The sequence below is a fragment of the Microvirga sp. BF8 genome, from assembly GCF_059888585.1.
Window position 1 is genome coordinate 4,111,456 of sequence record NZ_CM187619.1, and the last position, 22,362, is coordinate 4,133,817.

Annotated in this window: 21 protein-coding genes; 12 read left to right on the forward strand and 9 right to left on the reverse strand. The window is 62.0% G+C overall.

What is annotated here, in order from left to right:
• The first annotated feature begins 203 nt into the window (after window positions 1-203).
• A complete protein-coding gene (locus AC522E_RS19360) occupies window positions 204-743 on the forward strand; it encodes a YcnI family copper-binding membrane protein (protein ID WP_500747858.1) in 540 nt (179 codons plus the stop codon).
• A 43-nt stretch (window positions 744-786) separates the two neighbouring features.
• Window positions 787-2,382, forward strand: a complete 1,596-nt coding sequence (locus tag AC522E_RS19365) for a copper resistance CopC/CopD family protein (protein WP_500747859.1) — start codon at window positions 787-789, stop codon at window positions 2,380-2,382.
• Window positions 2,383-2,386: 4 nt separating this feature from the next.
• On the opposite strand, the gene AC522E_RS19370 is transcribed toward AC522E_RS19365, so the two are convergent.
• On the reverse strand, window positions 2,387-3,265 hold the full coding sequence (locus tag AC522E_RS19370; protein WP_500747860.1) for a ferritin family protein: 879 nt from the start codon (window positions 3,263-3,265) through the stop codon (window positions 2,387-2,389).
• 317 nt (window positions 3,266-3,582) lie between these two features.
• On the opposite strand from AC522E_RS19370, the gene AC522E_RS19375 reads away from it, so the two are divergent.
• The 7 genes from AC522E_RS19375 to AC522E_RS19405 are packed head-to-tail and all read left to right on the forward strand — an operon-like array spanning window position 3,583 to window position 12,597.
• A complete protein-coding gene (locus AC522E_RS19375) occupies window positions 3,583-5,892 on the forward strand; it encodes a 4Fe-4S binding protein (protein ID WP_500750768.1) in 2,310 nt (769 codons plus the stop codon).
• A 16-nt stretch (window positions 5,893-5,908) separates the two neighbouring features.
• Window positions 5,909-7,855, forward strand: coding sequence for a TAT-dependent nitrous-oxide reductase (gene nosZ / locus AC522E_RS19380; protein WP_500747861.1), 1,947 nt, complete (start codon window positions 5,909-5,911; stop codon window positions 7,853-7,855).
• Window positions 7,856-7,859: 4 nt separating this feature from the next.
• Window positions 7,860-9,257, forward strand: a complete 1,398-nt coding sequence (locus tag AC522E_RS19385) for a nitrous oxide reductase family maturation protein NosD (protein WP_500747862.1) — start codon at window positions 7,860-7,862, stop codon at window positions 9,255-9,257.
• Complete coding sequence (locus AC522E_RS19390; protein WP_500747863.1) at window positions 9,254-10,174, forward strand: ABC transporter ATP-binding protein; 921 nt, start codon at window positions 9,254-9,256, stop codon at window positions 10,172-10,174. The genes AC522E_RS19385 and AC522E_RS19390 overlap by 4 nt, the downstream gene beginning before the upstream one ends.
• Window positions 10,171-11,001, forward strand: coding sequence for an ABC transporter permease (locus tag AC522E_RS19395; RefSeq protein ID WP_500747864.1), 831 nt, complete (start codon window positions 10,171-10,173; stop codon window positions 10,999-11,001). The genes AC522E_RS19390 and AC522E_RS19395 overlap by 4 nt, the downstream gene beginning before the upstream one ends.
• Complete coding sequence (locus tag AC522E_RS19400; RefSeq protein WP_500747865.1) at window positions 10,998-11,588, forward strand: nitrous oxide reductase accessory protein NosL; 591 nt, start codon at window positions 10,998-11,000, stop codon at window positions 11,586-11,588. The genes AC522E_RS19395 and AC522E_RS19400 overlap by 4 nt, the downstream gene beginning before the upstream one ends.
• Window positions 11,589-11,598: 10 nt before the next feature.
• On the forward strand, window positions 11,599-12,597 hold the full coding sequence (locus tag AC522E_RS19405; RefSeq protein WP_500747866.1) for an FAD:protein FMN transferase: 999 nt from the start codon (window positions 11,599-11,601) through the stop codon (window positions 12,595-12,597).
• Between the two features lie 26 nt (window positions 12,598-12,623).
• Here AC522E_RS19405 and AC522E_RS19410 read toward each other — a convergent pair whose 3' ends face one another.
• The 4 genes from AC522E_RS19410 to ubiT form a co-directional block, all read right to left on the reverse strand.
• Window positions 12,624-12,995: a DUF6455 family protein gene (locus AC522E_RS19410; protein WP_500747867.1), complete on the reverse strand. Its 372-nt coding sequence runs from the start codon at window positions 12,993-12,995 to the stop codon at window positions 12,624-12,626.
• A gap of 82 nt (window positions 12,996-13,077) precedes the next feature.
• Window positions 13,078-13,989 (reverse strand): ubiquinone anaerobic biosynthesis protein UbiV, encoded by a 912-nt coding sequence (ubiV, locus tag AC522E_RS19415; protein ID WP_500747868.1) that lies wholly within the window; start codon window positions 13,987-13,989, stop codon window positions 13,078-13,080.
• 15 nt (window positions 13,990-14,004) lie between these two features.
• The gene (gene ubiU, locus AC522E_RS19420) at window positions 14,005-14,982 is read right to left on the reverse strand and encodes a ubiquinone anaerobic biosynthesis protein UbiU (RefSeq protein WP_500747869.1); all 978 of its coding nucleotides are present in this window, start codon (window positions 14,980-14,982) and stop codon (window positions 14,005-14,007) included.
• Window positions 14,973-15,521: a ubiquinone anaerobic biosynthesis accessory factor UbiT gene (gene ubiT / locus AC522E_RS19425; protein WP_500747870.1), complete on the reverse strand. Its 549-nt coding sequence runs from the start codon at window positions 15,519-15,521 to the stop codon at window positions 14,973-14,975. The genes ubiU and ubiT overlap by 10 nt, the downstream gene beginning before the upstream one ends.
• Window positions 15,522-15,635: 114 nt before the next feature.
• On the opposite strand from ubiT, the gene AC522E_RS19430 reads away from it, so the two are divergent.
• Both AC522E_RS19430 and AC522E_RS19435 read left to right on the forward strand, forming a co-directional pair.
• Window positions 15,636-17,150, forward strand: a complete 1,515-nt coding sequence (locus AC522E_RS19430; RefSeq protein WP_500747871.1) for a UbiD family decarboxylase — start codon at window positions 15,636-15,638, stop codon at window positions 17,148-17,150.
• A 2-nt stretch (window positions 17,151-17,152) separates the two neighbouring features.
• Complete coding sequence (locus AC522E_RS19435) at window positions 17,153-17,758, forward strand: UbiX family flavin prenyltransferase (RefSeq protein WP_500747872.1); 606 nt, start codon at window positions 17,153-17,155, stop codon at window positions 17,756-17,758.
• On the opposite strand, the gene AC522E_RS19440 is transcribed toward AC522E_RS19435, so the two are convergent.
• From AC522E_RS19440 to AC522E_RS19450, 3 genes are all read right to left on the reverse strand, one after another.
• Complete coding sequence (locus AC522E_RS19440; RefSeq protein ID WP_500750770.1) at window positions 17,755-18,936, reverse strand: NnrS family protein; 1,182 nt, start codon at window positions 18,934-18,936, stop codon at window positions 17,755-17,757. The genes AC522E_RS19435 and AC522E_RS19440 overlap by 4 nt on opposite strands.
• Window positions 18,936-20,381 (reverse strand): cytochrome c oxidase accessory protein CcoG, encoded by a 1,446-nt coding sequence (gene ccoG / locus AC522E_RS19445; RefSeq protein ID WP_500747873.1) that lies wholly within the window; start codon window positions 20,379-20,381, stop codon window positions 18,936-18,938. The genes AC522E_RS19440 and ccoG overlap by 1 nt, the downstream gene beginning before the upstream one ends.
• Before the next feature lie 73 nt (window positions 20,382-20,454).
• On the reverse strand, window positions 20,455-20,910 hold the full coding sequence (locus tag AC522E_RS19450) for a pseudoazurin (protein WP_500747874.1): 456 nt from the start codon (window positions 20,908-20,910) through the stop codon (window positions 20,455-20,457).
• Window positions 20,911-21,344: 434 nt separating this feature from the next.
• On the opposite strand from AC522E_RS19450, the gene AC522E_RS19455 reads away from it, so the two are divergent.
• On the forward strand, window positions 21,345-22,043 hold the full coding sequence (locus tag AC522E_RS19455) for a Crp/Fnr family transcriptional regulator (protein WP_500747875.1): 699 nt from the start codon (window positions 21,345-21,347) through the stop codon (window positions 22,041-22,043).
• On the opposite strand, the gene AC522E_RS19460 is transcribed toward AC522E_RS19455, so the two are convergent.
• Window positions 22,040-22,279 (reverse strand): DUF1858 domain-containing protein, encoded by a 240-nt coding sequence (locus AC522E_RS19460; protein WP_500747876.1) that lies wholly within the window; start codon window positions 22,277-22,279, stop codon window positions 22,040-22,042. The two genes, AC522E_RS19455 and AC522E_RS19460, sit on opposite strands and share 4 nt — an antisense overlap.
• Window positions 22,280-22,362 lie beyond the last annotated feature (83 nt).

Genomic DNA, 22,362 nt, shown 5'->3' on the forward strand with positions numbered 1-22,362 from the left:
TCTGCCCCGGACTACCCAGTCCGCCAAGCGACTACGTCTGCGCCTTTTTATCCGAACCTTCCGCGACCGCGTTCGCTTTCGAAGCCTCTCAAGCTTCAGAGCGACACCCCTGCCACCACTTCCATCCTGTCGGGGCACGGGCACCGCCCGTGCCGGTTTGACCTTCGTCGATCGACCATACTCAAACGGACAAGGACAAACCCATGACCTCGATCCATCTCCGTGGGGCGGTAGCCGCCTGCGCGTTCCTGACACTCGCCTGCCCGGCTTCGGCTCATACGACGCTTGAGGCACAGCAGGCGCCCATTAATTCCACCTACAAGGCGGTTCTGCGCGTTGGCCATGGCTGCGAAGGCGCGCCCACTCTCAAGCTGCGCGTCCGCATTCCGGACGGCGTCATAGCCGTGAAGCCAATGCCCAAGTCCGGCTGGACCTTGGAAACGGTCAAGGCCAACTATGACAAGGCTTATGATTACTACGGGGCGCCAATGGCGGAAGGCGTGCGTGAGATCGTCTGGACCGGCAAGCTGCCCGACGAGCATTACGACGAGTTTGTCTTCCGGGCCTATCTGAGCGGCAGCCTGAAGCCGGATACTATGCTATATTTTCCAACCGTGCAGGAATGCGGTGATGGAAAGGCAGACCGGTGGATCGAAATCCCGGCCGAGGGCAAGAATGCGGACGACTACAAGCACCCGGCGCCCGGTCTGAAACTCCTCCCGGCCAAGACTGCAACTCACTGAGTGAAGCGAGGGAAGCCGCCCCGCGGCTCCCCGCAAACTAGTCGTGCGCGTCATATTCACCTTTCTCTGGCTTCTGCTCGCAGCCACATGTGGCTCCGGGGCCGCTCTTGCCCATGCGGCGCTGGTCGATTCCCACCCTGCGGACGGTGCCGTGCTCCAGGAAGCACCGGCGGCGATACGCCTGCGCTTCAATGAGCCCGTATCAATCCTGGTTATCGGCCTGACGGATTCTCAAGGCCGGATGCATCATGACCTGCCAGTGATATCCCATGGCGACACCCTCGACATTGCGGTGCCGCGGGAACTTCCCCGCGGCAGCCATATCCTCAGTTACCGCGTGACCTCGGGCGACGGCCATCCGGTCGGAGGTTCACTCCTTTTCTCCATCGGTGCTCCAACCGGAATGGCAAGTGGCGCGGGCAGAGAGGAAAGCGCAGGTGCCCGGACGGTGCTCTGGTTGGCGCGCGTAGCCCTCTACCTGGGCCTTTTCGTGGGAGCCGGAGGGGCTTTCTTCAGCGCCTGGATCGCTCAGGACCTGCCATCCAAAAAAGCGGCGCGTCCGCTGGAAACTTTCATCGCAATAGGGATGGTCGCCGCACTGGCGTCTCTAGGGCTTCAAGGTCTCGACGCCCTGGGGCAGCCACTGTCGGCTTTGGGCACGTCTGCGGTCTGGATGGCCGGGTGGACAACCTCGTACGGATCGACAGTGGCGGGCGGCCTAGTTGCCCTGCTGCTAGCAGCGATCAGCCTAAAGGCACCAAGGAAATGGCGACGCGGATGCAGCCTTGCCGCTTTGATCGGCGTTGGATTGTCCCTGGCTGTGAGCGGTCATGCGAGCGCTGCTACCCCGCAATGGGTGACCCGCCCGGCGGTGTTCTTCCATGTCTTGGGAGTTGCCTACTGGGTCGGAGCCTTGATTCCCCTGATCCTGGCTATCAATCACGCGCAGGCTCAGGCATTCCCCGTCGTCCGCCGCTTCTCGACCGGAGCCGTCGTCGCCGTCGCCGTCCTGACACTGGCCGGTGTGGTTCTGGCACTGATCCAGGTCGATAGGCTCGCCGATCTGACTGAAACCGCCTATGGCCGCGTGCTCATCGCCAAGCTGGTGCTTTTCATGGGCCTCCTCGGCCTTGCAGCCTTGAATCGGCGCTGGCTCACCCCGGCTTTGATCTCCTCGGGACGAACCGGTGGCAGGTGGCTCGTCCGCTCCATCGCAGCGGAAATCCTCCTGGCTACGGCTATCCTTGCACTGGTGAGTCTGTGGCGGTTCACGCCGCCGCCGCGGACCCTCGGCGCTGCAGCCGACATGGCCGCGCCCGCCAGTGTCCATCTCCACTCGCCGGATCTCATGGCACAGATCACTCTCTTCCCCGGGCGCGCGGGCGCTGCCAAGGCGCGAATCGCGATCGCTTCCGGTCGTGCGGAGCCCTTGGATCCCAAGGAAGTGACGCTCACTCTCGCAAAGCCGGATGCAGGAATCGAACCTCTCGAGCGATCGGCGCGTAAGGTAGGCCGGTACGGATGGCAGGTGGACGGCCTCGTCCTGCCGCTTTCCGGTAACTGGCAAGTCAAGGTGGAGATCCTCGTCAGCGACTTCGAGGCATCAACCCTTGAAGGCAGTATCACGGTGAAGCCGTAGGGCATCAGGCCTTTTGAATTTGCAGTTCCGGCAGATCGGATCTCAGCCAGACGAGGCGCGCAATGGCGCGTCCTGCCAACGCCTGCGCCCGCCCCAAATCCTCTTCGTCACGGAGAACATCGCCGGCCGCAATGTAGCGGTCGGTGAGCAGCTCGGCGAGAGCCGTCGGATCGTCCGGGATGTTGCGGACGGATGGGTCACTACCGATCACGATGGGAGATCGCTCAAGCTCCTCCGCGTTGCGTCTCGCTTCTTCGATCAGTCCCGCGAGATGTGCGCGCGCCGAATCTGGTGCCTTCGCAGCGAGAACTGTCAAGAGCTCGGCCAGCCGCCTCTCCAAGGCGGCAGGATCCCCATTGGGCCCCAGGTCGCTGCTCGGCTGCCTGCGCGCAACATGGAAAGCCTTCCGACGCTCGCGCCGGAGAATTGCCACATGTCCGAGTTCCTCATGGGCCATGACTTCCGCGGCCTTGCGAACCTCGGCAGACTCTGCGTGAGCGGCCACATAGCTCCAGAATGCAAAGGCACGCTCTTCGTTGCGGACGGCCATTGACAGAACACGATAGGCACTCATGAGCCGAGGATCCGTCGTCGAAGCTCCCTCGTCGTCGAAGGTTTCCGGAAGTTGCCAGCGAATTCGGGCCGGATCGGGACTTTGCCCTCGAGTCTTCTGTGACCAGTGTACGACACTGTCGAGATGGCCCTGTTCCTCGACGGAGAGATGTTCGAAAACCTCGGCCAGTGCAGGGTTGTCCTCTCTCCGCATCCGGTCGGCAATCTCGGCATAACGGCTCGCAGCCTCCTGCTCCATGGCAGATGCGATCGCGAAAAGCTCCTCCAGGGATTTTACGGTACCTGCCGGTTCGGTCTTCAGCAGTGACATCGTTCTCTCCATGAAGCGTGAGGGAGGGGCCCTCGAGGTTGACGAAAGACTTCCGGGTCGTCAATTTGCGTTAAATCAATGTCTGGCCGATGCGAACTATTCTATAAGGTCTCGAGCTTGGAAATCGCCTTTCCGGCTCCATAATCGTTTGGCCGATGGCGGAACGTTTCTGTTCCGTCAGAGGTTCTACATTTTCGGTTCAGAGGCATCTGAAGCTGGACGGTCCCCTGGTGGCAAGCCTGCATCCTGCAATTTTGATCCCATTCCAACGCCTCGCGCACCTCCTGGGACTCCGTGTCCTGGTCCTGCTCGGAACCATGATGCTCCTGTCGTGGACAGGGCCATCCTTGGCCGCAGGACAGCTTCAGGATTACCTGCCGAAGGCACAGCCCAGCGAATTCTTCCCCGGAGCCGACCGCTTTGGGCCGGCTGAGGGAAATCCGCCCCTCGTGCCGACATACCAAGGTGACCGCCTGCTGGGCTACGTCTATCTCAACACCGACGTCACCAATGCGACCGGCTATTCAGGCAAACCCATCAACCTTCTCGTCGGGATCGACCCGAAAGGGGTCATCACCAAGGTCAAGCTCGTCGACCACAAGGAACCCATTGTCCTCATCGGCATCCCGGAGCGCCGCATCGTCGATGCGCTGAATACGCTGGTTGGCAAGGACATGAAGCCGGTTGCCTCCGGCGCCGAGCGCCCCCCACAGGTTGACATCGTCAGCGGAGCCACGGTTACCGTCCTCGTCATGAGTGACAGCGTCGTTCGTTCCGCGGTGCGACTCATCCGAAGCAACCGGCTCGGTGCAGGACCTCCTGCGGCGGTCGCTGCGGCTCCGGCTGCCGTCAGAGCTGTCGATCTCGGCAAAAGCGAAGTTCTGGACTGGCAGACCCTTCTTGGCGACGGCTCGGTGCGCCGGCTGTCGCTCACCATCGGCGACGTCAACGAGGCCTTCGCAAAGGCAGGCAGTCAGGCAGCGGCCGACAATCCGGAACCCGGCGAACCATCGGACACGTTCATCGACCTGTATCTCGCGCCTGTCAGCGTACCCACCATCGGGCGGAGTCTGCTTGGCGATGCTGGCTACGATCAGCTCAAGGCACGGCTGAAGCCGGGACAGCAGGCAATCGTCGTTGCAGGCAACGGAGCGTACTCGTTCAAGGGTTCTGGCTACGTGCGCGGCGGGATATTCGACCGCATCGAACTGCTCCAGGACGGCCAAAGCACCCGTTTCCGCGATCGCAACCATACCCGACTTGGAGCATTTGCTGCAGCCGGGGCGCCGGATATCCGTGAGATCGGCCTGTTCGTTGTGCCTGAGGATTTCAAGCTCGACCTTGCTGAGCCCTGGCAGTTGCGGCTGCTCGTGCAGCGCAACGTCGGCGCGCGAGACAAGGCATTTCTCAATTTTGATGTCGAGTACACGCTGCCCGACAAATATCTGCGGACCGAGCAGCCTCCACCCCAAGCGACACCGCCGGCGCCAGTGCAGGCTCCGTCCGCACAGGCTCAACCGCAGCCCGGCCCGTCGACGCAGGCTCCCGCCACGGGCGAGGCCGGCGCTTCGCTGAACGACGCTGACGCACTTGCCGCGGGAGGCGTCGAGGAACCGCTCTGGCTCAAGATCTGGAAGACCAACACGGTCTCCATCGGGATCACTGCCCTCGCCCTCCTCGTCCTTACCGCAATCTTTTTCTTCCAGGATTCCCTGGTCCGCCGACCCAAGGTCTATGTCTGGGTGCGCCGCGCCTATCTCGTCTTCACTCTGGTCTGGCTCGGCTGGTACGCCAACGCTCAGCTTTCCGTCGTCAACGTCCTGACCTTCACCAATTCGCTGATCACGAACTTCAATTGGGAGTTCTTCCTCGCGGCGCCTCTTATCTTCATCCTCTGGGCTGCCATCGCCGCCGGCCTGCTGTTCTGGGGGCGCGGCCCCTTCTGTGGCTGGCTCTGCCCCTTCGGCGCACTGCAGGAGCTTCTCAACAACGTCGCGCAATGGCTGAAGGTCCCGCAGATCAATGTGCCCTGGGGCCTGCATGAGCGTCTGTGGCCGATCAAGTACATCATCTTCCTGGGGCTGTTCGGAATGTCGCTCTATTCCGTCGCCTTTGCCGAGGCCCTGGCGGAGGTCGAGCCGTTCAAGACAGCCATAATTCTGAAGTTCGTTCGTGACTGGCCCTTCGTGATCTATGCCCTGACATTGCTATCGGCCGGGCTTTTCATCGAGCGCTTCTTCTGCCGCTATCTCTGCCCCCTGGGGGCGGCCCTCGCCATCCCAGGGCGAATTCGGACCTTCGAATGGCTCAAACGCTGGCCGGAATGTGGATCCCCCTGCCAGCGCTGCGCCAAGGAGTGCCCAGTCCAGTCGATCCACCCCGAAGGACATATCAATGTCAATGAATGCATCTACTGCATGCATTGCCAGGAGCTCTACCATGACGACCACCGCTGCCCGCACATGATCCAGGTCCGTCTCAAGCGCGAAAAGCGGGAGGCACTTTCGTCCGCCTCTATGCGCGGGGACAAAGACGGCGGCGCTGGACCCAATAAGCCCATCATCACCCACATGGGAAAACCCGTTCGGGAGCCGACCACGGCAGATGTCCCGACAACAGGTTCTTGAGCAGGAGGACTTTTGAATGGCAAACGAAGAGAAAAAAGGACTGAGCCGACGCGACATGCTCGGCACGACCGCGGCCGTTGCGGTAGCCGGTGCGGCGGGCACAGCCGGCGGCGTCGCCCTCTCCACGTCCGGCGTCATCACCGCGGCCGAGGCGCAGACGGCTCCTGGCACTTCCGCCGCCCGCCCTGCCGCCCCTAACAAATATGAGGTCAAGCCCGGCGAACTCGACGAATATTATACCTTCTTCTCGAGTGGCCAGACTGGCGAGGTCCGGATCGTCGGCCTGCCGTCCATGCGCGAATTGATGCGGATTCCGGTCTTCAACCGGGACAGTGCTACGGGGTGGGGCCAGACGAACGAGAGCCGCAAGATCCTCACCGAGGGCCTGACGCCGGAGGCGCGCGAGTTCCTGAAGGATAAGGGCGGCATCTATCTCAACGGCGACCTGCACCACCCGCATCTGTCCTTCACCGACGGCACCTATGACGGGCGCTATCTTTTCGCGAACGACAAGGCCAATACCCGCGTCTGCCGCATTCGCCTCGATGTGATGAAGTGCGACAAGATCATCCAGCTGCCAAACCAGTACACGGTTCACGGGCTGCGGGTGCAGAAGTACCCGAGAACGGGCTATGTCTTCGCCAATGGCGAGGACCGCGTGCCGATCCCGAACGACGGCAAGGTGCTCGATGATCCGAAGAAGTACTCGGCGATCTTCTCGGCCGTCGACGGCGACACCATGAAGGTCGCCTGGCAGGTCAGGGTCGACGGAAACCTCGACAATGTCGATTGCGATTACCAGGGCAAGTATGCATGGGCCACCTGCTACAACTCGGAGGAAGGCGTGACTCTCGCCGAGATGATGGCGAAGGAGCAGGATTGGGTCGTTGTCTTCAATCTCACGCGCATCGAAGAGGCTGTGAAGAACGGGGAATTCGAGACTCTCGGCGGCGTGCCGGTTGTCGACGGTCGCGCTGGGTCGAAGTTCACCCGCTACATTCCGGTACCGAACAGCCCGCACGGTATCAACACGGCGCCGGACGGCATCCATTTCGTTGCTAACGGCAAGCTCTCCCCGACCGTCACCGTCTTCGACGCCCGTAAGCTCGACGACCTCTTCGACGACAAGATCAAGCCGCGTGATGTTGTGGTGGCGGAGCCCGAGCTCGGCCTCGGTCCTCTGCACACGGCTTATGATGGCAAGGGCAATGCCTTCACGACGCTCTTCCTCGACAGCCAGGTCGTGAAGTGGAACATCGATCTGGCCAAGCGCGCCTACAAGGGCGAGAAGGTCAATCCGATCATTCAGAAGCTCGACGTTCACTACCAGCCTGGCCACAACCATACTTCCATGGGCCAGACCAAGGAGGCCGACGGCAAGTGGCTGATCTCCCTCAACAAGTTCTCGAAGGACCGCTATCTCAACGTCGGCCCGCTCAAGCCCGAGAACGATCAGCTCATCGACATTTCGGGCGACAAGATGGTCCTCGTCCATGATGGCCCGAGCTTCGCCGAGCCGCACGATGCCACCATCGTGCATCGTTCGAAGATCAACCCGATCAGCATCTGGAAGCGCGACGATGCCTTCTTCGAGGATGCGGTAAAGCAGGCGAAGGCCGACGGCGTGACGCTGGAAACGGACTCGAAAGTCGTTCGTGATGGCAACAAGGTGAGAGTCTACATGACCTCCTCGGCGCCGGCCTTCGGGTTGGAGAGCTTCCAGGTCAAGCAGGGTGACGAGGTCACGGTCTACGTCACCAATATCGACGAGGTCGAGGACCTCACCCACGGCTTCTGCATCACCAATTACGGCATCAACATGGAGGTCGCGCCACAGGCGACGGCATCGGTAACCTTCGTGGCCTCGAAGCCGGGCGTGTACTGGTACTACTGCTCTTGGTTCTGCCATGCGATGCACATGGAAATGAAGGGTCGCATGTTCGTCGATCCACAAGGCGTCTGACGGCATGGGCCCGACACGCACGCTTCCGTGCCTGGGACTGGCGGCGATCTTCGCTGCCGGTCTCACTTCTCCTGCCTGGGCCGAGCGAGTCCTGGTCGATTCGGGCAAGGACAATCTTCAAAGCGTTTTGGACGGCGCGGCCGAGGGCGACATCGTGTTCCTGAAAGCGGGCGAGCACCGCGGACCGATCCTGATCCGGCGCAAACTGACGGTGGAAGGAGAGCCGGGGGCTGTTCTCATCGGCTCTGGCAAGGGGAGCGTCATCACGATTGCCGCACCTGGCGCGACTGTTCGGGGCTTGACGATCCGTGGCTCCGGCATGGATCTGCCGCAGATGGATTCCGGCGTTTTCGTGGAGCAATCCGCCACGGGAGCCGTCGTCGAGAATAACCGCATCGAGGGAAACCTTTACGGCATCTACTTGCATGGGGCAGAGAATTCGACCGCGCGCAATAATCAGATCATCGGCCTGCAGGAAGGGCGCGTTAACGAGGCAGGCAACGGGATTTCCGTATGGAACGCCACAGGCGCCAAGGTGATCGACAACGATGTCCGCTACGGCCGCGACGGCATCTTCGTCATTACCAGCAAGCGCAATGTCTTCAGCGGCAATCAATTCCGCGACCTGCGCTTTGCCATCCACTACATGTACACCAATGACAGTGAAATTACGGACAATCTTTCGCTGGATAACGCGGTCGGTTATGCAATCATGTTTTCGCACCGCCTGAAGGTCAGTCGCAACGTGTCAAACGGCGACCGCGATCATGGCTTTCTTTTCAACTATGCAAATTATTCGCAGATCACGGACAATACGGTCCTGGGACGTCTGCAGCCTGCCGAACGCTGGACGATGGCCGGTATGCGGACAAACGAGGCCAAGGAGCATGGCCTCCCAGCATCCGGTGAGGCCGAACCGGACCAGACCGCGGGCGCTCGCCCGGGCCCCACGAAGTGCGTGTTTATCTACAATGCGAACAAGAACGTCTTTCGTAGCAACTGGTTCGAAGGCTGTGAGATCGGCATCCATTTCACTGCAGGGTCGGAAGGAAATGAGATTGTTGGCAACGCCTTCGTGAAGAATCGGAACCAGGTAAAGTATGTGGGCACCCGTTATCTCGACTGGTCCAAGAACGGGCGTGGCAACTACTGGAGCGACAACCCGGCATTCGACCTCAATGGAGACGGGCTGGGAGATAGCGCCTATCGCCCGAACGACCTTGTCGACAGGGTGCTCTGGACGGCGCCACAGGCCAAGGTGCTGATGAACAGCCCTGCCGTACAGGTGATCCGATGGGCGCAGGCACAGTTTCCCGCCCTTCTTCCAGGCGGCGTCGTCGACAGCCACCCCCTCATGGCGCCTCTCGCGCGTCCGAAGCCTGTCGAAGGAGCCAGGCAATGACTGCGACCGTTGAGATTTGCAATGTCGTCAAGCGCTTCGGCGAGGTGGAGGCCGTCCGCGACGTCTCCTTCCAATTGCATAGGGGCGAGACCGTTGCACTCGTTGGACATAACGGCGCCGGTAAGACGACTCTGATGAAGCTCATGCTCGGGCTGATCCGTCCGACCAGCGGCAAGATTGCCGTACTCGGCGACGACCCGGCTGCCGGAGAATTCTCTGCGAGGCGGCGGCTGGGCTATCTGCCGGAAAACGTTTCCTTCAATGCGGCTCTGACCGGGCGCGAGACACTCGCATTCTATGCGCGCCTCAAGCAGGAACCCAAACAATCCGTCATGCCGCTTCTCGAACGCGTGGGTCTGACCCATGCGGCCGACCGGCGGGTCGGGACCTATTCCAAGGGAATGCGTCAGCGACTTGGCCTTGCCCAGGCGCTTCTGGGCGAGCCGCAGGTGCTCCTGCTCGATGAGCCGACCACCGGTCTCGACCCGGCTCTGCGCCAGAGTTTCTATGAAATCGTCGAAGAGCTTCGGGCGCGGGGCGCGACCGTCCTCCTTTCTTCGCACGCCCTGACCGAGCTCGAGGAGCGTGCCGGACGCGTGATCATCATGAACCAGGGAATCAAGGTCGCAGACGGAACTCTTGGCGAGTTGCGCCACATCGCCCGATTGCCCACCCGCATACGTCTGAAGGTGACCGATGCCGGTCTCGCCAATGTCTCGGATTGGCTTGGGCCGGTCGACAGTTGGCGCCGGGTCAACGGCCACATGGTCGAGATCGATGCGGCGCCCGAGCGGAAGATCGAGGTCTTGCGTCGTGCCACTCTTGCAGGCGCTCCGGTCGAAGACCTCGATGTCGTGCCCCCGACGCTCGACGAGCTCTATGCACATTTCCTCCTCACGCAGGAGCCGGCGCGATGAGAAATATTCTGGTCGTCGCGCGCAAGGAAATCCAGGAAGGCCTGCGCAACCGCTGGGTCCTCGCCACGACCCTTCTTCTTGCGGCGCTCTCCCTTTCGCTGACTTTCCTCGGCAGTGCGCCTACGGGCACCGTAGGGGTCCGGGCACTTGATGTCGTGATCGTGAGTCTCTCAAGTCTCACCATCTTCCTCCTGCCACTGATTGCCCTCCTCATTTCCCACGACGCCATTGTCGGCGAAATGGAACGCGGCACCATGCTCCTGCTCTTGAGCTATCCCGTGGCGCGATGGCAGGTGCTGCTCGGCAAATTCGTAGGCCACCTGTCCATCCTCGCCTTCGCAACGCTCCTGGGTTACGGCGCGGCAGCGGCGGCGCTGGCAGCGACCGGCGTCGCCATCGACGCCGAAAGCTGGAGGGCCTTCGCCTCCATGATCGGTTCCTCGGTGCTGCTCGGTTCGGTATTCATCGCTGTCGGTTATCTGGTCAGCGCCCTTGTCCGGGAGCGCGGCACTGCCGGCGGGATCGCAATCGGCATCTGGCTGGTCTTCGTGCTGATCTATGACATGGCGCTTCTCGGTCTGCTCGTCGTCGACCAGGGCCAGATCGTGTCGGGCGCCTTCCTCAATACCCTCCTCCTGCTCAACCCCACGGATGCCTATCGCCTTTTCAACCTGACGGGATTTGCAAATATCAGCTCCTTCTCCGGAATGGCCGGGGTCGCGCAGAACGCAACCCTAAGTCCGTCTGCCCTCCTCGCCGCATTGGCCGCTTGGGCTCTCGTCCCGCTGGCACTCGCGGCGTTTGCCTTTTCCAGGAGAGAATTATGAGAAGACTCGCCCTCCTTGCGGTGTTCGCCGGTGCGCTGATGCTATCCGGCTGCAACGACAAGAAGACCGTAGAAGCTCCGCCTCCTCCACAGACTCTGACAGCGGCCGCAATCGGCCACTATTGCGGCATGAACGTCCTCGAGCATTCCGGACCGAAGGGCCAAATCATCCTGGCCAGTCGCAAGGAGCCTGTCTGGTTCTCATCAGCCCGGGATGCGATCTCCTTCACCCTGCTGCCTGAGGAGCCGAAGGATATCCGTGCGATCTATGTTTCCGACATGTCCAGGGCACCTTCCTGGGACAAGCCCGGCGAGGACAACTGGATCGACGCGAAACAGGCCTCCTTCGTCATCGGCAGCCGCGCCAAAGGCGGAATGGGGGCCGAGGAAGCCGTGCCGTTCTCGGACCGGAGCGCCGCGGAGAAATTCGCGGCCGAGAATGGCGGCCGCGTCGTAGCCTTCGCCGATGTGCCGCGCGATTACATCCTCGGCACCAGCGAGACGACGGGCTCCGGAGAACAACCTGACATGGGCGGACATGACGGCCACGCCGCTCCCGCCGAGCCAAAAGCGGATCATGCGCATTAAGGAAACCGCCATGTCCCCTCTCCTCTCTCGCAGACGCGTCATTGGTATCACTGCGGCTGCGGCCGGTCTGAGCCTCCTTCCGTTCGGACACCGAGCAAGGGCCGAGGCTCAGCTCGTAACATGGCAGGGCCAGGCCATGGGTGCGGTCGCGACCCTGCAGATTCATCATCAGGACCGCGCTGCGGCCCAGCGATTGATCGAGCGTTCGCTGGAGGAAGTGCGCCGCCTGGAGCAGATCTTCAGTCTCTACAGGGACGACTCGACGCTGTCCGCACTCAACCGGCACGGCATACTCGTCGCGCCGCCCGCCGAACTCGTGACGCTCCTGGCCGACTGCCGCCGCTACGCCGAGTTGACAAGCGGCGCCTTTGATCCAACCGTGCAGGCCCTGTGGGCACTTTACCGCGATCACTTCACACGAGGCGGGGCGAATCCGGACGGACCCGATGAGCCTTCCGTTCGTGCTGCACTGGAACGAGTGGGCATCGATCGGGTCCTATTCGACAGGAACCGGGTTACCTTTGCGCGTCCTGGGATGGAGCTGACCTTCAACGGCATTGCCCAAGGTTATGCAACCGACCGGATCGTGGACATTCTGCGTGGAAACGGGATCGCCAGCAGTCTCGTCGATATGGGCGAAAGCCGAGTGCTTGGCGTGCGCGGCGACGGAACGCCCTGGCGCATCGGTATCGCCGACCCGGATCAGCCGGAAAACGTCGGCGAGACCCTGGATGTCGCCGACCGGGCGGTCGCGACATCCGGCGGTTATGGATTCCGCTTCGATCCCGCCGGGCGGTTCAACCACCTGCTGGATCCGCGGACCGGCATGTCGGGCCATTTGTACCGGAGCGTGACTGTAATCATGCCCACGGCGACCGCGGCAGATGCGCTGTCGACGGCGTTCAGCCTTCTGCCCAGCACGGAGATTTCCAGGACCCTCCGTGAGATCGGAACGGGAGAGGTCCGGCTGGTCACTGCCCAGGGCGAGAGGCGCGTCATCAGCGCCTGAAACATCGCAGCCTCGAAGCGGAGGAACTATCCTTCGGCCAGCAGTGCCTTGAGTGTGACGGTATTCGGACAATACCGCTGTACCACCGGTGCCCATCCCGAATCCAAGGCGTTCCGGCAGTGGGTTGCGGCCTCGCAGCCGGAACAGACGATGCTCATGTCGCGCATGACATCCGGATGCGTGCGTGCGACCTTCTCGGGAACGAGCCCGAGAGCACGCATCAGCCGCGGCAGCTCCTCCGCGCCCTTCGCGCCGCGCGCCGCCAGGCCGATCAGGCGGTCTGTGGAGATCCCGACATCCTCAGCCAGAGCCCGAAGCTGGTCCGCATCGAGATTCTCCAGCTCCCGTTGCGCTGCCCGCCCGGATCGCCAAGACGCAATCGTGGTCATCAAACTCATGGGAAACCTCCATGATATAGAATTATTGTGACACGATTGGCTCCGACGGCTTTGCGCCAGATCAAAGGAATTCCAGAAATTCTCAGCCCGCGGCGTGAACAGGATCGCCGACGCGGTAGTCGACGCCGGCGCTGCCATTCAGGAATCCATTCGAGAAAGAAGCCCCCTTGCAGAGCTCGTCCAGGGCCTCTCTGCCGTCTGCGGAGCCAAGCGTCCCGTCGGCAACGCGACGGAAGATTTTCGCCACGCCAATCATGTCGCAGGTCTGCGGCGAAAGGCGGCACGAGGCCACGCCCATGGCTGCGAGGTCGGGGAGCTGCTCGATCAGATTGACATAGGTCGAAGAGAGCGTCTGAACGCCGTTCACGGCCAGGAACGCCTGCCCGTCCAAGGTATCGGTCGGCAGCCCGTCCGGATCCTTGCCGCAGACGAACTGGCAATTGTCCTTCGTCAGCTTATGCAGTCGGGCATGATAGCAGCGCGCCGATATTGCCAGAGGCATACGCCCGAACGACCAGACCTCGAGCTCCACATCGGGACATGCCTTCGCCAAGGCAGCGATGGACGATGCCGGAAGCTCCGGCGGCAGACAGACGCGCCGGGCACCGTTTCCCGCAAGCCAGGCCAGGGTGGTCTCGTTGTAGACGTTGACATACGGCCCGATCGCGTGGGGACGTCCCGCCAAGTGGGTAAGGCCCGTAATATCATTGACTTCGACGAGCAGATCCGCTTCCTGCGCAAGGGAGGCCATCTGCTTGCGCTCCCGGTCGAGGGTCACGAGAGCCAGCGAGCTCAGAAGGACCTCCTTGCCGGCGGCCGAGAGACGCTCAACCACTTCAGGAACCAGATCCTGAAAGAAGGGGAGGCGCTTCGAGCAGACAACTTCACCGATGCAGACGCTGTCGACCGGCGCCTCATCCGCAATCCGGAAATAGAAGTCCCGCCAGACCGACGGCTCCCAATTGTAGAGAACGGGTCCCAGGGTCAGCTTCATGATGGGTCTCCTGGCTCAGCGCCATGTCTTGCGGTAGGCACCGAGAGTATTGCTCTGGCCCTCGCTCATCGGCTGAAGCATGCCGGCGGGAATGGTGCGTCCATCCTCGAGCGCCGACAGCGCCTCGCGGAAGGAGCGCACCACGTTTTCGATATAGGCGCGGCTGCGCTGGCGACCCTCGATCTTCAAGGCTGTCACGCCTGCATTTCGTAGGCCGGGCAGAAGGGTGGCGGCGTCGAGACTAACTGGGTCCTCGAAGATATAGCCGGTCCCGAGATCCGTTCGGAAGCGCCCTTTGCACAGGGTCGGATAGGCAGCCGGTTCGCCTCTTCCGAACTTATTGATCGTGAAGCCTCCGAGGCGGGAAAGGATCGCTCCGTCCTGCTCCTCGTAGGCCACATGGCTTGCCGGCGAGCAAACGCCGTTCATGTTCGGCGAAAGACCTGTAGCATAGGACGAAAGCGAGCATCGCCCCTCTGCCATGACGCACAATCCGCCAAAGACGAAGACCTCTACCTCACATGGCGTTGAGCGCGTGATGGCCGCGATCTCAGGAACGCTCAGCACACGTGGCAGGACGACGCGTTTCGCGTTAAACCGCTCCACATAGAAGCGAATGGCATCGGGGTTGGCTGCGGCGGCCTGCACCGAAATGTGCAGACGGACCTCGGGATGCGTCTCGACAAGATACGCCATCAGACCGAGGTCGCAGAGGATAAGCGCATCGGCACCGGTCGTCACCGCATCGTCGACGGCCTTGCGCCACAATGCGACTGCTCCGGCACGAGGAAACGTGTTGATTGCCACAAGAACCTTCGCGCCGCGCCCATGTGCATAGGCTACGCCCTCGGAGAGTTCGCTCGGGCTGAAATTCAAGCCGGGGAAATTTCGGGCGTTGGTCTCATTGCGAAAGCCGCAATAGACTGCGTCGGCTCCGGCGTCCACGGCAGCGCGCAGGGCGGCCGGCGTTCCGGCGGGGCATATCAGTTCCATGGGGAGAATTCCTTGGACTCGGGCCTGGCGCTCGCCATGCCTTGCCTGCGTTGCCGTAAAAATGCCTCTCCGAATTGTCCGAGGGGCCCGAGCAGAGCCGCGCCCTCGCGCAGGACATCGACGCCGGCATCGTCAACGGCGTTTCGGAGAGCGAGCACCGCCTCGATATCTCCCTCGACCACAATGGTCCGGGAAAAGAACAGCGCGTCGCCGTCATAGGACCCGTCCGCCATGCCGATCAGGGCGAGAAGCGGTCCCGAGATTCGGGCATCGAGCCGTACCGGCAAGGATCGAACCGCGACCACCTTCGGAGCGCACGGCGTTGTGTCGAGAATGAAGGCCAGCGGCAGATCTGTTGGCGCCAGGCCGTATCGCTTTCCGGCATAGGGCCCGAGGCGTTCGAACATACGCGGATGGTGCCGCACGATGCGTCGCATCACGGCCGACAGGAACAGTTGCAGCGGCGACAGAGGAAGCGGCCGTAGAGCGGCGGAGACAAGGGATGGGAGGGTCGCAACAGGTCTGTGCAATGGCGTCATGAGAGCATCCTTGATGCTCCTCTACAGCAAGCTGCCAAGCTTGTGTTTGAGTTGGATCAAAGACGCCGGCATCTTCTTCCGCCAATGAGGCAGTTCAGACTCTGAAGGATGCCGATGTCCCACCGTGACCTGCCCTCGTTCTCGGACCTGCAAGACTTCATGGCGTTTCTCGAAACCAAGGGGCAGCTCGTCCGGATTCGGGAACCGGTCTCGGTTGCGCACGAGATCACCGAGATCCATCGGAGGGTTCTTCGGGAGAATGGACCGGCTCTCCTGTTCGAGAATGCTGTTCGGCCGAACGGGCAGCCGGCGGCAATGCCGGTCCTCGTCAATCTCTTCGGCACCGTCGAGCGGGTTGCCTGGGGTCTTGGCGTCCAGGCGGATGGTCTGCGTGGTCTCGGCGAAACACTCGCTGAATTGCGCGAGCCGCGCCCGCCGCAGAATCTGGCGGATGCCTGGAGCAAGATTCCGCTGGCACGCGCCGCACTTGCCATGCGTTCCAAGGAGGTCAAGGGCGAGCGACGAATCATTCTGACGGGAGACGCCATCGACCTGGGACGGCTTCCGATACAGATCTGCTGGCCAGGGGAACCGGCGCCGCTCATCACCTGGCCCCTCGTCATCACACGTCCACGGGATACGGCAAGCGTGAACGACTACAATGTCGGTGTCTATCGCATGCAGGTCCTTGGGCCGGATCGCGCGATCATGCGCTGGCTCGCACATAGGGGGGGCGCCCGCCATCATCACCAGTGGAAAGCCGCCGGCGAGCCGATGCCGGTCGCCGTCGTTATCGGCGCCGATCCGTCCACCATTCTCTCGGCCGTTCTCCCCCTTCCGGAGAACCTGTCGGAGCTTCGCTTTTCCGGCCTTCTGCGCGGGCAACGTCCGCGGCTGAGGCCTTGCGTGAGCGTTCCCCTCCAGGTTCCCGCCGAAGCGGAAATCGTCATCGAAGGCTTCGTAGCGCCAGACGAAACGGCCGCCGAAGGTCCTTTCGGCGACCACACCGGTTACTACAATTCCATCGAACGCTTCCCCGTCCTGCAGGTGACGGCCATCACGACGCGTCCTGAACCGATCTACCTTTCGACCTTCACCGGACGCGCACCGGACGAGCCGTCCCGCATCGGCGAGGCACTCAACGAATTGTTCGTTCCAATCCTCATTCGGCAGTTTCCCGAAGTCCGTGATGTGTGGTTGCCGCCGGAGGCCTGCTCCTATCGGATCGCCATCGTCTCCATCGCGAAGCGCTACGCCGGACAAGCGCGCCGCGTGATGCTCGGGCTATGGTCGCTTCTCCCGCAATTCACCTATACGAAACTTCTCATCCTGGTCGACGAGGACGTCGATATCCGCTCCTGGGATGATGTGATGTGGGCAGTGGCGACCCGTTCCGATCCCTCCCGCGACCTCGTCACGATATCGGACACACCCATCGACTATCTCGATTTTGCCTCACCAAAGGCGGGCCTCGGGGGCAAGCTCGGCATCGATGCCACGAACAAGCTTGCGCCTGAGACGGATCGCGAGTGGGGACAGGTACTTAGAATGGACAGCAGTGTCGCGAAGCGGGTCGATGAACTCTGGACCCGGCTCGGTCTCGGGGCAGCCACGCGGGAGGTGTCCTGATCATGGCACCCCGCGTTGTCGTCGGCATCAGCGGCGCTTCAGGCGCCGTGCTCGGAATTCGAATCGTGCATCTTCTCGCAGAGGCAGGTTGTGAAACCCATCTTGTCGTCTCGCGCAGCGCGGAGCGGACGATCGCCCACGAGATTGGTCCCGAAGCGCTGTCAGAAGCCTGTGCCAGGGTCTCCTGCCACCACCCCATCGATGACGTGGGCGCGACCATTGCCAGCGGATCGTTCCGGACGGCGGGAATGATCGTCGCGCCTTGTTCGATGCGGACCTTGTCCGCCATTGCAATCAGTGCAGCCGACAATCTTCTGGTCCGCGCGGCAGACGTCCATCTGAAGGAGCGACGCCGCGTTGTGCTCCTGACGCGAGAAACGCCCCTGCATCTCGGCCATATCCGGATGATGGCAGCGGCAACCGAAATCGGTGCGATCATCGCGCCTCCGGTTCCCGCCTACTATCGCAAGCCGCACTCGGTCATGGAGATCATCGACCATACCGCCCGGCGAGCCATCGATCTGCTCGGCCTCGACATTGCCGCACTTGCGGAGCCCTGGGGCGGGCTCGGGCAGCAGCAGCACCGGCCCGCGGGAAGATGGCCCTAGCCGGAGATGCGCGGGCGGGTGAACACGTTCCAGTATGCCAGGGCAAAGCCGATGAAGGCGCCGGCCCATGCGAGGCCGGCCACATGGAGCAGCGTATCGCTCCAGGCAGGATGGATGGCTGCGCATATCCGTGCCAGTGCCGCAACAACAGCCAGGACGTAGAGAATCTGTGTCGCCACGGTAGCGACAAGCGCTCTTCCTGTGTGGCCAAGGCTCGCACGCGACATCACGGCAAGAGTCATGATTCCCATCGCACCGCCTGTCCAGGCGTGGACTCCCGCAGCGGTCGGCAAAACGTTCAGCGATGCAAGACCTGTGAGGACGAAGCCGATCGGCACGAAGGCATAGGCGATATGCAGGATCAGGACGAGCCGATCCCGCCAGGTGCGATCGCCTGCCCAGCGGGCAAGTCGCACCGCCTGGAACAGGCCTGCGGCGATCAGGGCAACCCCGGTCAACAGCCAGGATGGAGCTGCAATCCAAAGCAGGAGCGCTGCACCGCCAACGATCATGGAGACCATGTCAAAGGGGCCGAACGGCGCCGGTAGCCGTCCGGGATTCTCACGGACAAGCCAGTTGCGGGTGAAGCTCGGAAGGATACGCCCGCCGATCAGCATGATCAGCATCATGGTGGCGCCGATCCCGAGGCGGACGCCGTAATCCGCGGCGCCGAGAAAATGGGCCTCGAGGTGGAAAACGATGTTGCCGGCGGTAAGGACGCCGAGGACGATCAGGACCTTGAGATTGCGCCAGTTTCGTCCCTTGAGGATTTCGCGGGCCGTTGCCGCCGCAACGAGGAGGAGGAATGCATTGTCGATGACAGCTGCGGTCTCCCACCCGATCCAAGCCGAGGTGGTGACCGCAAGGCGTCCGGCGACCCAAGCCAGGACAAGGATGAGCAAGGGCCGCCCCTGGAGCGGAAGCCTCCCTGTCCAGTTCGGAACCGACGTCAGGAGGAAGCCCGTAATCACCGCTGAAAGATAGCCGTAGAGCATTTCGTGAATGTGCCAGTCCCGGGGCGCGAACGCGGTCGTCACCTCGAGCTCCCCATAGAACATCGGCAACCATGCAAGGATCGCGAGGCCGGCATAAAGTGACCCGAACAGAAAGAAGGGACGGAAGCCGTAAGAGAACAGCGCCGGGCCCTTATAGTCCCGCAGGCGTAGGATCGGAGCCATCATTGGCCTCCTTCGAGGGGAATGAAGATATCCTGCGCAGTTACGGACTGGCCAGTGCCGATATCTGTTGCCACGAAGGCGACGGCCTGTCTGTCCGCCTGGGCCACCGATACGAGCACGCGCAATTCACGCGTTGCATCGGGGGCGACGCCGACCAGCGAGTCGTCACCGACGACCTCGACGGTCGCTGCCGCCAGTCCGGTTACATCAAGGCGGAACGAGCGCTCATGATCTGCCTTATTGTAGAGACGGATTGTATATCCGTTTCTGGTTCTGCCGTCCGACAGCCGCACAGCAACGGGATTGCGGTCGTGAATGACGGCGATCTTGGCATCGCCGCGCATGCTGAGGCCTGCACCCATGACTGTGGCCAACGTCATGACAGCGAGGCCAAGTACGATTGTCTTCGGCCTGACCACACGCCGGCGCGCCGGGGCACCGCTGCGCTCCCGCTCGATATTGGCCCATGCCTCGTAGTCGATCAGTCCGCGTGGGCGGCCAACCTTCCCCATGACGCCGTCGCATGCATCGACGCACAATCCGCAATTGATGCAGGCGAAATTCGGGCCCTCGCGGATGTCGATCCCAATGGGGCACACATTCACGCATTGGAGGCAATCGACGCAATCGCCTGCGGGCTCGCCCTTGGCCCTCAGCTCGGCGGATTTCTTGACGGAGCCGCGCGGCTCGCCTCTGTAATCCCGGTAATTGACGGTCAGTGCTTCCGGATCCCAGATGGCGCCCTGCAGACGCGGCCAGGGGCACATCCATGTACAGACCTGCTCGCGCGCGAAGCCGGCCAGCGTGTATGTCGTCGAGGTGAGAATGACGACCCAGGCATAGGCTATCGCAGAGGCCTGTCCGGCGAAAAGCTCGCGGATGAGCGTCGGCGCATCCGTGAAGTAGAGGGTGAATGCGCCGCCCGTACCCAGAGCGATCAGGATCCAGACTCCATGCTTGAGCCCGATTTCGAGGGCGCGCTTCGGCGACAGAGGAGCCCCGTGCTTCTTCAGGCGCTCCCGGCGGTCGCCCTCGATCCAGCGTTCAACAAGCAGGAACAGATCAGTCCAGACGGTCTGGGGACAGAAATAACCACACCAGACCCGTCCTGCGACGGCGTTGATCCAGATGAGAACAAGCGTTGCGAGGATCAGAAGGCCTGTCAGGTAGTAGACCTCCTGTGGCCAGATCTCGATGAAGAAGAAGTACAGGCGACCCCGGTCAAAATCGAGGAGGACGGCCTGATCGGGCTGACCCGCACCGCGCTCCCAGCGGATGAACGGCAGAACATAGTAGACCGTCAGGCAGACGACCAATGCCGTCCACTTCAGGCGCCGATACCGCCCCGAGACGGACTGGGGGACGACGCGTTCCGCGATGATGCCTCGCTTCGGTTTGCGCAGATGAGCGCGTTCGGGTTTGAAGCTGATATCTAGTGTTGTCATCGAACGCCGGAACAGAGTTGGCACCGCCGCGCGGAAATCGGCGCGGCGGTACAGTCGGCCTGGAAACAGGCAGTTACTTTGCGGCAGTGGCGGTCGTGGCGAGCTTGTCGAACAGGGTGGCGAATGCCTGCTTGGCCTTTCCGGGATGTGCGGCAGCCTTTGCCTGATCGAGGTTGGCGGGCTCGCCGACCACAATCATGCCGACCATGCCCATGCCGTAGTGCGGCTTGCACTTGAAGCCATAGACGCCGGGCTTGTCGAGGGTGACCGTCACCTCCTCGTTGACCTTGCCCGTGAAGGCCTTGCCGCCTTCGGGAAGCATCGTCTCGATGCTCTCGACGTTATGGCCCTTGTCAGCCGCTACGAACTTGACCGTGTCGCCTGGATTCACCTTCACCAGCGCCGGCTCGAACACCATGACGCCTTCCGTACCCTTATTCAGCATCTTGATTTCGACCTCGGCCGCGCTTGCCGCACCTGCGAAACCGAGCGCCGCCACGAGAGCGCCGAGCATGATGACCTTCCGCATGATTCTTCTCCTGTTGCGATGCGAACCTGTGAGCTTCGGGCGAAGCTCTTGCGGAGGGTGATACGCCCAGGCTAGCGGCGGGTGTTTGTTCTGGAACAAGGAGCCGTACGTTTCACGCATCTGCTGGAATTCGCGACCTTGCCCGGCTCAAATCCTGAAATTATGAAACACTATCCGGAAACAGGACGGCCGGAGAGAAGCCCTTCGAAACCGTGGCTCGTGCGGGCCGGCCAGACTGTTCCCACGCCTGACCGCCTATGGCCCGAACAACCTGATTTCCTCCTTTGATCTCATTGGGGTAAAAGGACCGGCAAGAGTAGCTCATGGCACCCAGGCTTCCGCCGGCCATGAACCTCCGAGCCGGTGCGCCCGACGGGACAATCGTTCCGGGAGGCTCTTATCGTATTACTCTAAGTTGAGTTGGACCTTGCCCGATGTCGAGTTTGGACAAATCCCTCGTGGCCGACCTTCCGATGTTCGCCGGGCTCGCCCCGGACGATCTCGACCAAATTCTGCGTGAGGCGCAATCGATCCGGTATCCGAAGGGAACACCCGTTTTTCAGCAGGACGAGGAGGCGCACTCCTTCTTCATCCTCCTTCATGGGCACTTGCGTGTCATGAAGATCACGCCGGACGGGCAACAGGTCGTGGTCCGGTTCGTCACTCCGGGCGAACCCTTTGGCATTGCCATGGCCATGGGCCGTGCGACCTATCCTGCGACCGCCATGGCCATCGTGGACAGCATCGCCCTCGTTTGGCCGTCCGTAGCGTGGCCGCGACTCATTGCCAGACACCCCTCGCTCGCGGTGAATACGCTGCAGACTGTCGGAAGCCGCCTCCAGGATGCTCACACCCGTGTCGTCGAGATCTCGACGGAGCAGGTCGAGAAACGCGTCGCGCATGCGCTGCTGCGCCTGGCACACCAGGCGGGGCGGAAGGCCGAGGATGGCGTCCAGATCGACTTCCCGATCTCGCGTCAGGACGTGGCCGAGATGACAGGGACCACACTCCATACCGTGAGCCGTATCCTAAGTGCCTGGGAGGATCGTGGCCTCGTCGAAAGCGGCCGCCAAAGGATTACGATCCGCGACCCCCACAAGCTGTTCCTGCTCGCCGAAGGCACGCCAAATTAGAGTGGGGTACCCGAGTCCGCAGCGACGATGCGAGCCTCTTCGCCGGTGACGACCTTCCGCAGATCCGCCAGGAACTTCGTAGGGTCTGCCCCATGCTCACGGCAGGCATCGTCGACGGTATGGAAGCATGCGATCGGGCAGCCGACGCAGCGCATCCTGTGATTGAGAAAGACACGGATCGTCGCGGGCCATTGCCGCATGACGTCATCGACAAGCTGGGTGGCTTCAACAGACATCACAGCCTCCAGGTTGATAATCTGGTTCATGCATTCCACGCTAACGGAATTTCAGCGTTCATCTTTGCGCAACAACAAGGATG